The sequence below is a fragment of the Sphingobium sp. genome (genome assembly GCF_033795625.1).
Taxonomy (GTDB): domain Bacteria; phylum Pseudomonadota; class Alphaproteobacteria; order Sphingomonadales; family Sphingomonadaceae; genus Sphingobium.
In genome coordinates, this window is record NZ_JARYGI010000009.1 from 1 (window position 1) to 14,159 (window position 14,159).

Sequence of the window (14,159 nt, forward strand, 5' to 3'; positions counted from 1 at the left end):
CAAATGCAGGCGATGATGCCGCATCACCGCAAGCGCAACAACGACGCCCCTGCCCGCCGTGACCAGCCTATGCATATTTTCCCCGAACCAGACCCGCCACCAAAGATCGATCGGCGCACACTGGGTGGCTCGAAGCTCAAGCGTGGTCCCCGGCTCAGTGATGAGGCGTTGCGCGAACGCGGCACGCTCGCCTTCGTACAGAGGACATGACCGTGCCCACTGCTAACGCAGTGGGTCCATGGGTCTACTACCCCCAGGTCAGCGCATCAGCAGGGGCTGCGCTGCGCTGTGTCGATGGCTCCACGCAGCCCCTGCTGTACTCACAGGTGGGACATTTCTATATGGCACAGATAGTGACTTCTCTATTTAGCGAGAACAGAATTTTGTAGAGCCCGGATAGAAATGACACCCCTCCGCTAGATAGAGATGACACTCTCGCGCTTTGGCGGCGATCGCGGTGTTCATGGTCTTCCCACGGGAGGACCAGACTATGACGGTGCTGGCGATGAGCCAAGGCGAGCTTTCGAGATTTGATACGTTGATGCGCGTGGAGCGCGGCGAACTTCGGGTTGAGGATGCGGCGACGCTGCTGGGCTTGAAGCGCCGGCAGATATTCCGGTTGCTGGGTCGGCTTCGCGAAGATGGCGCCGCTGGCCTCATGTCCCGCAAGCGCGGTCGACCGAGCAACCGGCGGCACAGCGATGCCTTTCGCGATCAGGTCGTGTCGCTAGTCCGCGCACATTATGCGGACTTCGGTCCGACGCTGGCGCGTGAGTATCTGGCCGAGCGCCATGGCATCAGGATCGGCTGCGAGACGCTGCGCAAGCTGATGATGGAGGCCGGTTTGTGGAAGGATCGGGAAGCCCGCCGCCCTCGCCCGTATCAGCCGCGTTATCGGCGGGATTGCCGGGGCGAGCTGATCCAGATCGATGGGTCCAAGCACTGGTGGTTCGAGGATCGCGGGCCGCAATGCACCCTGCTCGTCTATATCGACGATGCGACCAGCGAGCTGATGCACCTCAAGATGGTCGAAAGCGAGAGCACCTTCGCCTATATGGAGGCGACACGCGAGTATATCGAGCAGCACGGCAAGCCGGTGGCCTTCTATTCCGATCAGCACAGCGTCTTCCGCAACTCTCGCGCCAGCGCGGCGCGCGGCGATGGCATGACGCATTTCGGGCGAGCGCTGGATGCGCTGAACATCGAGATCATCTGCGCCAACTCGCCGCAGGCCAAGGGCCGGGTCGAGCGCGCCAATGGCACCTTGCAGGACCGGCTCGTCAAGGCAATGCGGCTGGAGAGCATCTCGTCCATCGCAGAGGCCAACACCTTTCTCGCCAGCTACATGGCCAGGCACAATGTGCAGTTCGCCCGCCCTGCCTTCGATGCCCGGGATCTGCACCGGCCCCTCGCCCCGCATGACGATCTGCGCTCGATCATGGTCTGGCGCGAGCAGCGGACAGTGACAGCGGCGCTGACGCTCCACTACAACAAGGCGATGTTCATCCTGGAGCCGACCGCGATCAGCAAAGCGCTGGCGCGCAAGCGGGTGACGATCTGCGAATATCCCGATGGTCGGCTGGAGATTCAGCATGAGGGCCATGTCCTGCCCTATCGCCAGTTCGACAAGATGCGGCAGGTCAACCAGCCCGCCATCGTTGAGAACAAGCATCTCGACGCAGCGCTGATGCTGGCGAAGCAGATGCAGGCCATCATGCCGCATCACCAGAAGCGCAACAACGACGCCCCTGCCCGCCAATCCCAGGCATCGCATCTTTTCCCCGAGCCCGATGCAGCGGTGAAGATTGACCGGCGCCGGATCGGCGGCACGAGGCGGGGTAAGCGGCTCACCATGGCGGAGTTGCAGGAACGAGGCACGCTGGAGTTTGTCGAGAAGGTGTTGGGCTTGGAAAGCTGACCCGGCCCACTGCTGGCGCAGCGGGTCCATGCGCGCCCTACCTTTTACGTCAGCGCATCAGCAGGGTCTGCGCTGCGCAAGGAGGAAGGCTCCACGCAGCCCCTGCTACCCACGACTGTGTGACATTTCTATATGGCTGAGATAGTGACTTCTCTAATTAGCAGGAACAGAATTTTGTAGGGGTACGTGCTTGATTATGATGCGTTTCGTGCTCAATCCTCGTCGCGTTCAAAGATCAGCTGAGCAACTGGCCTTTCAATGCTTCAAACAGGCGATGATCGCTGACACGACAGCCGCAGTTTCGGCAACATCGCGGACCCTTATCGTGTCGATCCCGAGTTCGGCGGCGGGATAGTCATTACCACCGGGATAAATCGCGTCACCGACAAAAAGCATCCCGGCCAGCGGCACGCCGCTTTCCTTGCTCAACCGCTTCAGCCCATAGCCCTTGTCGACGCCTGCGCGGGTGACGTCGATCGAGGTAGTGCCGCCCAGGTTGATCGAAAGGCCGGGCAGCGCTGCTTGTAGCGTCTTCTGGAGCGCAGTCCGCTTGGCACGATCGGGGTCCCAGCCCTCCTTCGCTTCCAGCGGCGCGTCCTGGCCGAGTCCGGAAAAGGTAATCTGGCTTCCCCGATCCTCAATCCGTTCTCCCCAAATGCGTTCGTCGGCAAGCCCCGCTTCCGACAGCGCACGGTCGAACGCTGCACGGATGCTCGCCTTCTCCGCGTCATCGAATAGCTCGGCATAGATCGCGCGCCACGCACCATCGACAAAGCGGTAAAGCTTCGTGCCAGTGGTCGGCATCAACCACAGCCGCTCGCGCTCGGCCTCGACCGGCAAGCGCGAGGCGACTTGCCGGTCGAACTGCGGCCAGTCGCCGCCCGAAATTACCGCGACGTCGACGACCGCCAGCAAGCGCGCAAGCGTCATCGCCATCTCGGCTGACAAGGGGCGCTTGCTCTCCGCAAGCGTCCCGTCGAGGTCGAACACGATCAGCCATTTCATGACTCGGTGCCCCCCCCTTCCCGGTTGCGCAGATCATTGTGGAGGGCGGTCGCGGCGATCGCCGCGTGGCCCATCGCGACGCTGATCTGATCGAGCGACATAACGATATCGCCCGCCGCATAGACGCCGGCGACGCTCGCGCGCTGCTTGGTATCGACGACGATGCAACGATCGTCGCTCAGATCGATGCCGAGCTGGCGCGCGAGCGCATTGTTGCTGTCCGACCCGAGTGCCGGATAAACGGTATCGAAGTGCAGCTCGGTGCCGTTGGTCAAGTGGAGCGCAACACGGTCGTCCGAAAAGTCCATCCGGGCCAGCGGCTTCGGTGCAATTGCGATCCCGGCCGCCGCGAGCGCCGCGCGATCGTCGGGACCAAGGTCGATCGTCTCCTGCGCAACAAGCGTGATCCGTTCCGAGAAGGTGCGCAGGAACAGCGCTTCGGCAACGCCGTGCGTGTTCGCGCCGATCACCCCAATCGCCTGCCCGCTCGCCTCGTAGCCGTCGCAGACCGGACAGTAGCGCAGCATCCCCCGCTGCAACGCGTCGCGGTGCGTATCGGCATCGAGCGCAGGGCGGCGATTCTCGACCCCGGTTGCGATCAGGACGGCGCGCGCGGCGATCGTCACTGTGGACCCTTGCGCTTCAAAGGCATCGGCCTTGCCGTCGATCGTCTCAATGCGGTCCGCCAGTATCGTGGCGCCGTAGCGTTCCGCCTGTTCGCGCATCCGCCGTAGCAGCTCCTCGCCAGCAATTCCGTCTGGAAAGCCGGCGTGGTTGTGGGAGAGCGGTATCCATTTCGCTCGGCTATGCCCTTCATCGACTACGACGACACGGCGGTGATAACGCGCAAGATAGATCGCTGCAGTTAGGCCCCCCGGTCCGCCGCCGACGATCAAGGCGTCATAGCGATCTGCCGTCACGCTACTTGCTTTGCCGGATCGCGGTAGGCGAGCAACCGCAGCGCATTAAATACAACCAGCAACGTCGAGCCTTCGTGCATCGCCACTGCTGGGCCGATGCCAAGGCCGAGGATCGTCGCGGGCACGAGAAACGCGACCACTCCGAGGCTGACGAACACATTCTGCCGAATAATGCCGCGGGTGTGGCGGCTCAGGCCCACCGCGAATGGCAGATGCGCTAGATCGTCAGCCATGAGCGCAACGTCGGCCGTCTCCAGGGCCACGTCAGAGCCGGCTGCGCCCATCGCGATGCCGACCGTCGCCGACGCCATTGCCGGGGCGTCGTTGACGCCATCGCCGACCATCGCGACCTTATCCTCGCCGGCGAGCTTCTTGATCGAGGCAACCTTGTCCTCCGGCATAAGGTCGCCCCATGCCTCGTCGAGCCCAACATCCTTGGCGATGGCGTCGGCGACCTTCTGATGGTCGCCCGAGATCATGATCATTCGGGTGATGCCCATCTCGCGCAGCCGCTTGAGCGCAACCTTGGCTGCTTCACGCGGCGTATCCATCAGCCCGATCGCGCCGATGTCCTTATCGCCCTTGCGCACCACCATCGTCGTGCGCCCGCCCTCGCGCAGGATGGCGATGGCGTCGGTCGCAGCGGCATTCAGCGTGGGGATACCCTCCACGCCGAACATCTCGGCCTTGCCGATCCATACCGTTTCGCCGTCGACGATCGCGGTGACGCCGCGTCCGGTCAGGCTCTTGAGATCGGTCGCGGTCGGCAGCTCGCGCCCGCCCAAGCGCTCGCGTCCATCCTTCACGATCGCCTGTGCCAGCGGGTGATCGCTCAACCCTTCGACCGCGATGGCGAGCGCCAACAGATCCTCTTCGCTCGCGCCGTCGACGGGGACGACATCGGTGATGCGAGGACGGCCTTCCGTCAGCGTCCCCGTCTTGTCGAACGCGATCGCTTTCAGCGAGCCGAGGTTTTCGAGCGGCGCACCGCCCTTCACCAGCACGCCGCCGCGCGCGGCGCGCGCGACGCCGGACAGCACCGCGCTCGGGGTAGCGATCGCTAGCGCGCAGGGGCTGGCGGCAACCAGCACCGCCATAGCGCGATAGAAGCTGTCTCGGAACGGCTCGTCGACCACGACCCACGCGAACAGCAGGATGAACGAAAGGGCCAAGACGGCCGGCACGAAGACGCGCTCGAACCGATCGGTGAACCGCTGCGTCGGCGATTTCTGCGTTTCCGCTTCGCTCACCATCTTCACGACCTTGGCAAGCGCGCTTTCGTTGGAACGCCGCGTCACCTCGATCTCAATCGCGGCGCCGCCGTTGATCGTGCCGGCGAACACCCGCGACGTCGCCTCGACCGCGTCGGGCTTCGCGCGCGCTGCCTCAACATCGGCGACGGGTTCCTTGTCCACCGGGATGCTCTCGCCGGTAACAGGGGCCTGGTTGATCGCGCTCGACCCCTTGATGACGAAGCCGTCGGCGGGCAGGCGCTCGTTCGGGCGCACGACCACGACGTCGCCGACCACGAGTTCCTCGACCGGAAGCTCCGTCGTCTGTCCGTCACGGCGAACCGTCGCCTTTTCAGGCGCGAGTTCCGCCAGCGCCTCGATCGCGCGCTTGGCGCGACCCATCGCATAATGCTCGAGCGCATGGCCGAGGCTGAACAGGAACAGCAGCAGCGCGCCTTCCGCCCAGGCGCCGAGCGCCGCGGCGCCGGCGGCCGCGACGAGCATCAGCGTATCGATCTCGAATTTCTTGAGCTTTAGATTGTCGATTGCCTCGCGCAGCGTGAAGAAGCCGCCGAACACATAGGCGCCGACATAGAAGGCGGTCGGCAGCCAGTCGGGGGCGCCCGCCACCAGCTTTTCGATCGCGAAGCCGATCGCCAGCAGCGCGCCGCAGGCGAGCGCGAAGATCAGCTCGGTATTGGGGCCGAGAAAATTGGCATGGGCGTGATCGTGGCCATCGCCCGGTCCGTGCTTTTCTGCGCCTTCGGCATGGCCGCCAGGCCCGTGATCGTGCCCGGCATGGTCGCCGGCGCCGTGATCGTGTCCCGCATGAGAGCCGGCATGATCGGAGCCCGTGCGCTTGCCCGGCTTGACCTTCAGCTTGCCGAGCGCCGCGACGATCGCCGCCTCGTCGACGCGCTCCTTGTCATATTCGACGCGGACGCTGCCCGAGGCGCTGGCGTCGGCCTGCAGCACGCCGGGCATCTGGCACAGGGTCTCGCCCACAGTGCGGGCGCGGCGCTCGTGCCCGATTCCTTCGACCTGCCATGTCGCATGGCCGTATCGCCCGCTGATATCGGCGCCCGCCGCCCGCACCATCTCGCGCACACGCGGCAGCGGCAGCGCCGCCCCGTCGAAATGGATGCAGAGCTTCGCCGGCGTATCGCCATCGGCAGGCAGGACGTGCGCGCGCTCGACGCCGGGCTTGGCGCTCAGTGTGGAGACGAGACGCCCGACACAGGCATCGGCCGCGTCGGGAACCTCCGGCAGCAGGACGGGAATATCGAGTTCGAGCTTTTCGGTCATCACGCCGTCTCCGCGTTGGTCTTGGTTTCTGCCCGCGCGTCGCGCAGGATTTCGATGCCGCCCTTGATCGCAATAAGAGCGGTAGCCAGGCCCACCAGCAGATCGGGCCAATTCGTCCCCAGCCAAAGCACCAGGGCGCCCGCGATCAGGATGCCGCCATTGGAGATGAAATCGTTAAAACTGAACGTGGTCGCGGCACGCAGGTTCACATCGGGCTGCTTGAGCTTCTGGAGCAGGCGCAGGCAGACATAGTTCACGACGCCTGCGATGGCTGACATCACCATCATCGTCGGGCCGATCGGATCGCTGCCTTGGACATAGCGGCGGCCGACGTCGATCAGGATGCCAACCGCGAAGATCAGCAGCATGACGCCCGACGCGGTTGCCGCCCGCGTCTTCCACATCCGCCCGTGGCTGAGCGCAATAAGGCTCAGCGCATAGACCGCGGTGTCCGACAGGTTGTCGACGCCGTTGGCGATGAGCGCGCTGGAATCGCCGATCAGGCCCGTCACGAAGAAACCAACGGCGATCGCCGCGTTGAGCAGCAGCACGATCCAGAGCGTGCGGCGCTCGGCCGCGACCTTTGCGTCGGGTGAAGCCGTCATGCCATGATTTCCTCGATCAGCAGGAGGATGAGGAAGCCGACGAAGAACATCGCGCTGATCAGCGGCGAATCCGGTTTCTCGTGGGCCTCGACCAGCAGCTCTTCGGTGACGAGATAAAGCAGCGCCATCAAGCCGAAGCTCAGGAATCCGGTGATCCATATCGGCGACAGCAACGCCACCGGCTGCGCGACCAGCGCGCCGATCGGCACCAGCACCCCCAGCGCGCAGGTCAGGCCGATCGCCTTCGCCTTGCGATACCGCCCCGCCAGATCGTTGGTGAGGGTCAGGGCCAGGAACAGCACTTCGAGGGTCAGTGCGACGGCCAGCAGCGTGCCCGCTTTCTCGCCGGCGATGAAGGCGAGGCCGAGGACCAAGCCGTCTATCGCCAGATCGAGCCCGATCGCGGCAAGCAGCGCCACCGGCCCTTCAAAACGGCTTTCCGCCGCCTTGAGGCCGAGCATCACCGCGACGCCTAGCGCCCCGCCGATCAGCGTCGCGGTCGGGGAACCGGCATGCATCACCAGCGGCAGAATCTCCGTCGCAGCAGCGGCGAATACCACGCCGGCCGCTAGATGCTGCATGGCCGCTACCAGCTTCTCGCCGGGGGTGCGCCATCCGGCGATCAGCGCGCCGATCACGATCGCGATCATGGGGATCAGGGAGAATTTGAGCGCCGCCATCGTCAGCGCCCCTCTGTGCCAGGTGGGTTGGTCACAAGCTCGTATCCTTCCTGCACAAGACAGGGGGCTTGTCCCCTTCCTCGATCTTGAGTTCGTTGCCCGAGAACATCGCGCTCATCGTGTCGCCGACATATTGAAGCCCGGCCGCGGGCGCGGTCAGCACAACCGGTGCAACGTTCCCGTCGCGGCGCAGTTCAAGCGTCAGGCCCTCATTTTTGAAGTCGACCAGGAGCGGGCGATCGTCGTCGCAACGATAGGGGTGGCGACCGGGGATGCCGCTGGCATCGCCGCTGTCGCCAGCGTGGATTTCCTGTTCCGTGGGTTTCGCCTTGCGAGGCTGTTCCGAACAGCCCGACGCCAGCACAAGGGCTATGCCGGCGAACCCAAACCGAACCGGCGTCATATTACCTCCCGGGAAGAGCCTGTTCATCCAAGCCATTGGGCAGCTCCCACGACACTGGCGATCATGACCATGACGCCGACCAGGATCAGTTTTTCAGGGCGCGGATCTGCCACGTTGCGTATGCGCGCCGCGACCTGCCAGGCAGGCCGCAGCGGGACGCGCCAGGACCCCGCTGCGATCCGGTCCAGCTCGGCATCCGAAAGCTGGAAAAACGCTCTCACGTCGCCCCGAGAGCGTCCCGCGAGACCCGTCACGCGAAACACCGGATCGGCCCAGGCCAGATCGATGGCACTTGGGCTCGCCGTCATCGGGGCGATGTCGTCGCCCGCTGCCCATGACGGACGCAGCAGCGCGACAAGCCGGTGCGGATCGCGTTCGAGCAGAGACGCCCACCGCTCCAAGCGCGAACGACGGTCGTCGCTTGGAGGCGACGACACCGGCCCGCATTGCCCGCCAGTCTTGGGCACTCGCCGCGTCGTGCGAGTTTCGGAGGGACGATTGTGCCTCATTGTCGATCAGCCGGCTCGGTGCGATCCTGGGAGGCGCGCTTCAGCGGATGAGAGAGGTGCAACGTCAGAAAGGTGGTCAGGCTGAGGGTCACCGCGATGTCGTAAAGACCATAGCCGACCGCAGCGCCCAGCGCTCCGGTCGCCCAAAGGCTCGCAGCGGTCGCGGTCCCGGATGCTTTGCCAGCGTGCTTCAATATGGCGCCGCCGCCGATGAAGCCGACGCCGGTAATCAATCCTTCGAGCAGGCGCGCTTGGGCAGGCGATGTGCGTCCGAGAATGGCGATACCGACGAGCACGAAACCGCAACTGGCGATGGCGACCAGCGGAAAGGTCCGGATGCCGGCGCTGCGTTCGTCCTTTTCCCGGTTCCAGCCAACCGGAAGCGCCAGCGCATAGGCCAGGGCGAGGCTGACGATATGGGAAAACGACTCCTCCCAGGACGAGATCGTCATCATGCGGCCGATCCTCCGGCCTGGCCGCTCGCGATCTCGTCCGCTGAATCCCGATAGGCCAGCACCCTGTTGCAGGCCAAAGCGCGCGCGCCGGGGCGCTTGAGCGTGATCCGGTCGCCGCCTGAGATCGACACGTTGAGGTTGCGGCCGACATAGGCCCGCCCGTTTGCCGGCGATATTACCCGTTCCGGAGCGGCGTTGGGGCGGGTCTTTATGTCGAGGGTCAGGCCATCGCCGAGGAAATCCACATCGAGGCGTGAACCATCAGGGCGGGCGTAGAAATGCTCACCGATGAAGTCGGGCATCTCGCGATCACGAGATGCTTCGGCCTCGCTCTTGTTGGTGACTGGCGAGCAGCCGAGCAGGCCCGGCGCCAGAGCAAGCCCGGTCGCGAGGATGATCCCCCGAACCGGGCCGCTCCGGAGGCGCCGAGCCGCTATTTCCCCGTCATTCCACGATCTATCGCCATGGGCGCTACAGGGGGCACGCCCATGGCGCGGGCCGTTCTCACACGGACACCCGAAGGACTCGTTGTGTGGCGGCCGATCCATCGCAGTCAGTCGAACAATTCGCTCAGAAAGCCCTTGCGGCGGCCCTTATGTTCCCGCTCGTAGCCGTGCTTCCTGCCATGACCGCGATCTTCGGATATTCCAAGACGAACGCCGCTCAACGGCCGCGCGCTGTCGTCTCCGACGCTGCGCTCGATGATCTTGTCGAGTTCGCCGCGATCGAGCCAGACCCCACGACATTGCGGGCAATAGTCGATCTCGATGCCCTGCCGCTCGCTCATGACGAGATCGACGCGGCATGTCGGGCACAGCAGCCCTTGGGGCGCACGGCTATCTACCATGATGGGTTTCTTCTTCCGAATATCGCCCCGTCAGTCGTTGGCGGCGCCGCGAGGAGGAGGCGGTGGTTTGATGGGGCGCCGATGATGCCGCGTGGACTGCCCCGGCAGTCGCGATTGCCGCCGCAGGAGAGCGAGAAACGCCGCATCCTGCAGCCGCATTGTCCGCCGCAGACCCTTGCGCATCATGCGGCCGACCAGGCCGCCAAAGATGCCCCGGCATTCCACCGAATGGTGAATTGAGACGCCGTTCGCGATAGGCTCGATCTCGTAGCGTTCGTCCAAGGTGAGAAAACCTCGCACACCCATCTGCCATCCGATGAGCTGGGGTTTCGTCAGCCGAGTGATGATCATTTGCGTCGTCATTTTCCGATCGCCGCCGAACAGGAGCCACGTCACATCGATTTCGGCACCACGTTCGGCCTCGCCCGCGATGCGATAGATCGGGTGCCATCGTGCAAAGCCCCTCAGATCGGAGATCAGCGACCACACTCGCAGTGCTGACATATTGAAATCGAAAATCGTCTCTTCCTTCATGACTGCCTGTCCTGCCGGGCCCCGACACAGCCGAACCGGATTCCGCGCAAAAGCGGCCTCCCCGATTAAGCGGGAAATTTATGGGAGCTGCGTGGACGCCAGGGGCTGGTACCGACCAAGCCTCGGCGCGTGCGGGGCCGATCCTCATTGGCTAGAGCTCTCCAGCGTTTTACTGGCCTTGCCCCCGATGACCTCTACGGCTTCGAGAGTGATGAGGCCGATGTCAGGTACATCTTCCAGACTGGCAACGAACGCGCGCAACGCATCCTCAAAATCGACGATCTCGATCACCACGGCTCGATCACTTTCGAGCACATGGCGGCGGTGGATGTGCGACGACGCCCCAAACCCGATCAGCGCCTCAAGCACCGTGAGACCCGCCATCTTCCGATCGCGCGCCAGCGAGGCGACATATTCGAAAACCTTGCGATCGCCGATATAGGCCGCTTCGTCTGTGTAGATCCGCAGCAATTTTCGAGCGGGTTGTCCCATTACGCTTCTCCTCTCAAAGGGGCAGTATCCTCGCCGTGCGGCGTGCTACCTTCTTGATCTTTTTGGTCCTCGGTACGCCCAAGGATCACTTTCGCGAGCGCCGGCAGCACGAGCAAGGTAAGGATAGTTGCCGCAATCAGGCCGCCGATCACGACCGTCGCAAGCGGCTTCTGGACCTCAGCGCCGGTGCCGTGCGCGAGCGCCATCGGCACGAAGCCGATCGCCGGCACGAAACCCGTCATGATGACCGCCCGCATCTTCTCGGCCATGCCTTCACGAATGGCCTGCGCGATGGGCAGTCCAGCTTCACTCCGGTCCCGGATCGCCGTCATGACGACAAGCCCGTTTAGTACTGCCACGCCGGCGAGGCAGATGAACCCCACCGCCGCCGACACCGAGAAGTTGATGCCGGTGAGGACGAGCGTGAAGACGCCGCCCGCGAGCCCTAGGGGAACCGCCAGGAACACCGCCGCCGCACGGCCGAATCCACCCAGTGCCATGTAAAGCAGCCCGAAGATGACCAGAAAGCACAACGGCACCACGATCGACAGCCGTTTCGATGCCGCGGCAAGGTTCTCGAACTGACCGCCCCATTCGAGGTAATAGCCCGCCGGCAGCTTAACCTGTGCGATCTTCGCCTGCGCTTCCTGAACGAACGAACCGGCATCGCGTCCGCCGAGATTGACCTGGACGACCACGCGACGCTTGCCGTTCTCACGACTGATCTGATTTAGCCCTTCGGTAAGCCGGATCTGCGCGACCTGTGCCAGCGGCACCTGGGCGCGCGGCCTCCCTTCCACCTCCGGGAGCAGCACCGGCATCGAGCGGATGTCGTCGAGATTGGCGCGGGTAGCCTCAGGGACGCGCACGGTGACGTCAAAACGCCGGTCGCCCTCGTACACAAGCCCCGATTCACGCCCGCCGAGCCCTGCCGCAACCGTATCCGCAACGTCGCGGACGGTGAGACCGAGGCGCGCGATCGCGGCGCGGTCGAGTTTCACATCGAGCGCTGGCGCGCCACCGACCTGTTCGGCCTTGACGCTGGCCGCACCGGGTATGGTCTGGAGTACTCGCACCATCTCATTTGCCGTCAGCGCCATCTTGTCGAGATCGTCGCCGTAGAGCTTGATCGCAACATCGCCACGGACACCCGCGATCAGCTCGTTAAATCGTAGCTGGATCGGCTGACTGACCTCGTAAAGATTGCCAAGAAGACCGCCGGTCGCCTTCTCAATCTTGGCGACCACATCGGCCTTGGTTGTACCTTCCGCCCACTGGTCCTTCTCTTTCAAGATAACGAAGCCATCCGAGACGTTCGGCGGCATCGGATCGCTTGCAACTTCCGCAGTGCCCGTCTTCGAGAACATTAAGGCGACTTCCGGAATTTTGATTACCGCCTCCTCGACCTTGCGTTCCATCGCCAGCGACTGATCAAGGCTGACCGAGGGCACTCGTGTCGATGCAAAGGCGAGGTTCTTCTCGTCCAACTGGGGAATGAATTCCGAGCCTAGCAGCCCAAACGCTGGTATGGCCGCCACGAAGAAAGCCAATCCGCCGAGGATGAATGGCCACGGACGCGCAATCGCCTGATCCAGCAACGGCAGATAGCGCTCTTTGGACTTGCGGATCAGCCATACGTCCTTCTCCGCAACCTTGCCGCGGATCAGGATTGCAACCAGCGCTGGCACCAGCGTGATTGCGAGCGCGAACGCGGCCACCAGCGCGAGCATAATCGTTATCGCCATCGGCGAGAACGTTTTGCCCTCGGTGCCCGTAAATGTGAGCAGCGGTGCGAACGCGAGCAGGATGATCGCTTGGCCGAAGACGGTCGGCTTGATCATTTCCTGCGACGCCCGCATCGTCTCCTCCAGTCGTTCGCGGAGCGAGAGCAGTCGGCCTTCATGTTCCTGCCGGTGCGCCAGTCTGGCGAGGCAGTTTTCGATGATGATAACGGCGCCATCAACGATTAGGCCGAAGTCGAGCGCCCCCAGGCTCATTAGATTGCCGGGGACTTTGAACGCGTTCATTCCCATGGCCATCATCAGGAACGAAAACGGGATGACCAGCACCGCGATCACTGCGGCGCGCCAGTTGCCAAGCAGCAGGAACAGCGCCACGGCAACAAGAATCGCGCCTTCGGTCAGATTGCGCTGGACCGTCGCCACCGTCGCGCCAACCAATTCAGCGCGGTTCAACACCACGTTGACCTGGATGCCCGGCGGCAGTGTTTTCGCAACCTGATCGAGCTTGGACGAGGCCTCCGTGGCGACAACCCGGCTGTTCTGGCCGATCAACATCAGCACCGTGCCGATGACCGCTTCCTCGCCGTTCATACTACCCGCACCCGTTCGCAGATCGCCACCAACGCGAACGTTGGCGATCTGGCCGACCGTGATTGGGGTTCCCCCGCGCGTCGCCGCGACAGCATTGCTGATCTCATCGACCGTGCGCACGCGGGAATCGACGCGCACAAGGTACGCTTCGCCACCACGGTTGTAGTAATTGGCGCCCACCGCGAGATTTGCGTTTTCGAGAGCCTCGCCGAGTTCGCTGTACGAGATGCCGAAACTGGCGAGTTTCGTCGGGTCTGGTTCGACCACAAACGTCTTCGCATAGCCACCAATGGAATCGACGCCGGCAACGCCTTTCACCGAGCGAAGCTGCGGGCCGATAATCCAGTCTTGGACAGTTCGCAGATAGCTCGCCTTGGCAACCGCATCCGTTAGTCGTTCGCCTTCGGGCGTCAGATAGCTACCGTCAGGCTGCCACCCTGGTTGGCCTGCGATTTTTTTGGCGCCCTTTCCGTCTGGATTGGCATAGCCCACTGTGTACATGACGATCTCACCGAGACCGGTCGAGACTGGTCCGACCTGCGGCTGTACACCGTCAGGCAAATTTTCGGTTGCCTGTCGCAGGCGCTCCCCAACCTGCTGGCGCGCGAAGTAGAGGTCGGTGCTGTCGGTAAAGATCGCACTGACCTGGCTGAAACCATTGCGCGAGATCGAACGTGTGGTTTCAAGGCCTGGAATGCCGGCTAGGGCGATTTCGACGGGATAGGTGACGAGTTTCTCGATTTCGACTGGCGACAAACGCGGGTCGATCGTGTTGATCTGAACCTGATTAGTGGTGATATCTGGCACTGCGTCGATTGGCAGCTTCGTAAGCTGCCAGAGGCCGAGGCCGCCGATGACCAAGAAAAGGGCGAGTACCGTCCAACGCATGCGGACGGAGAGCGCCATGAGATTTGCGATCAT

Annotated in this window: 14 protein-coding genes and 1 pseudogene; 2 read left to right on the forward strand and 13 right to left on the reverse strand. The window is 63.6% G+C overall.

Features of this window, described 5'->3' with window-relative positions:
- Together QHC67_RS06355 and QHC67_RS06360 are read left to right on the forward strand one after the other, a co-directional pair.
- Positions 1 to 210 (forward strand): annotated as a pseudogene (locus QHC67_RS06355) (ISNCY family transposase); the annotation flags it as partial.
- Positions 211 to 490: 280 nt separating this feature from the next.
- Positions 491 to 1,918, forward strand: a complete 1,428-nt coding sequence (locus QHC67_RS06360) for an ISNCY family transposase (RefSeq protein WP_319292527.1) — start codon at positions 491 to 493, stop codon at positions 1,916 to 1,918.
- 255 nt (positions 1,919 to 2,173) lie between these two features.
- Here the strand turns inward: QHC67_RS06360 and QHC67_RS06365 are convergent, their stop codons facing one another.
- The 13 genes from QHC67_RS06365 to QHC67_RS06425 all read right to left on the reverse strand — a co-directional run bounded on the left by QHC67_RS06365 (position 2,174) and on the right by QHC67_RS06425 (position 14,159).
- Positions 2,174 to 2,923, reverse strand: a complete 750-nt coding sequence (locus QHC67_RS06365) for an HAD-IIB family hydrolase (RefSeq protein WP_066608924.1) — start codon at positions 2,921 to 2,923, stop codon at positions 2,174 to 2,176.
- Positions 2,920 to 3,843, reverse strand: a complete 924-nt coding sequence (locus tag QHC67_RS06370) for an NAD(P)/FAD-dependent oxidoreductase (protein WP_066608922.1) — start codon at positions 3,841 to 3,843, stop codon at positions 2,920 to 2,922. The genes QHC67_RS06365 and QHC67_RS06370 overlap by 4 nt, the downstream gene beginning before the upstream one ends.
- Positions 3,840 to 6,380 (reverse strand): heavy metal translocating P-type ATPase, encoded by a 2,541-nt coding sequence (locus tag QHC67_RS06375; protein ID WP_066608921.1) that lies wholly within the window; start codon positions 6,378 to 6,380, stop codon positions 3,840 to 3,842. Before QHC67_RS06375 ends, QHC67_RS06370 begins: the two co-directional genes overlap by 4 nt.
- Positions 6,380 to 6,985, reverse strand: a complete 606-nt coding sequence (locus QHC67_RS06380) for a cation transporter (protein ID WP_066608920.1) — start codon at positions 6,983 to 6,985, stop codon at positions 6,380 to 6,382. The genes QHC67_RS06375 and QHC67_RS06380 overlap by 1 nt, the downstream gene beginning before the upstream one ends.
- Positions 6,982 to 7,665, reverse strand: a complete 684-nt coding sequence (locus QHC67_RS06385) for a ZIP family metal transporter (protein ID WP_066608911.1) — start codon at positions 7,663 to 7,665, stop codon at positions 6,982 to 6,984. Before QHC67_RS06385 ends, QHC67_RS06380 begins: the two co-directional genes overlap by 4 nt.
- Positions 7,666 to 7,696: 31 nt before the next feature.
- A complete protein-coding gene (locus tag QHC67_RS06390) occupies positions 7,697 to 8,068 on the reverse strand; it encodes a hypothetical protein (RefSeq protein ID WP_066608903.1) in 372 nt (123 codons plus the stop codon).
- 23 nt (positions 8,069 to 8,091) lie between these two features.
- Positions 8,092 to 8,577: a hypothetical protein gene (locus QHC67_RS06395; RefSeq protein ID WP_319292534.1), complete on the reverse strand. Its 486-nt coding sequence runs from the start codon at positions 8,575 to 8,577 to the stop codon at positions 8,092 to 8,094.
- Positions 8,574 to 9,029, reverse strand: coding sequence for an MgtC/SapB family protein (locus QHC67_RS06400; RefSeq protein ID WP_066608895.1), 456 nt, complete (start codon positions 9,027 to 9,029; stop codon positions 8,574 to 8,576). The genes QHC67_RS06395 and QHC67_RS06400 overlap by 4 nt, the downstream gene beginning before the upstream one ends.
- A complete protein-coding gene (locus QHC67_RS06405; protein WP_066608891.1) occupies positions 9,029 to 9,334 on the reverse strand; it encodes a hypothetical protein in 306 nt (101 codons plus the stop codon). The genes QHC67_RS06400 and QHC67_RS06405 overlap by 1 nt, the downstream gene beginning before the upstream one ends.
- Before the next feature lie 251 nt (positions 9,335 to 9,585).
- Positions 9,586 to 9,879: a zf-TFIIB domain-containing protein gene (locus QHC67_RS06410; RefSeq protein ID WP_082679235.1), complete on the reverse strand. Its 294-nt coding sequence runs from the start codon at positions 9,877 to 9,879 to the stop codon at positions 9,586 to 9,588.
- Between the two features lie 30 nt (positions 9,880 to 9,909).
- Positions 9,910 to 10,413, reverse strand: coding sequence for an SRPBCC family protein (locus QHC67_RS06415; RefSeq protein WP_066608886.1), 504 nt, complete (start codon positions 10,411 to 10,413; stop codon positions 9,910 to 9,912).
- A 144-nt stretch (positions 10,414 to 10,557) separates the two neighbouring features.
- Positions 10,558 to 10,905, reverse strand: a complete 348-nt coding sequence (locus QHC67_RS06420; protein WP_066608884.1) for a DUF190 domain-containing protein — start codon at positions 10,903 to 10,905, stop codon at positions 10,558 to 10,560.
- Positions 10,905 to 14,159 carry an efflux RND transporter permease subunit gene (locus QHC67_RS06425; protein ID WP_066608879.1) on the reverse strand — a complete coding sequence of 1,085 codons (3,255 nt, stop codon included), beginning with the start codon at positions 14,157 to 14,159 and terminating at the stop codon, positions 10,905 to 10,907. Before QHC67_RS06425 ends, QHC67_RS06420 begins: the two co-directional genes overlap by 1 nt.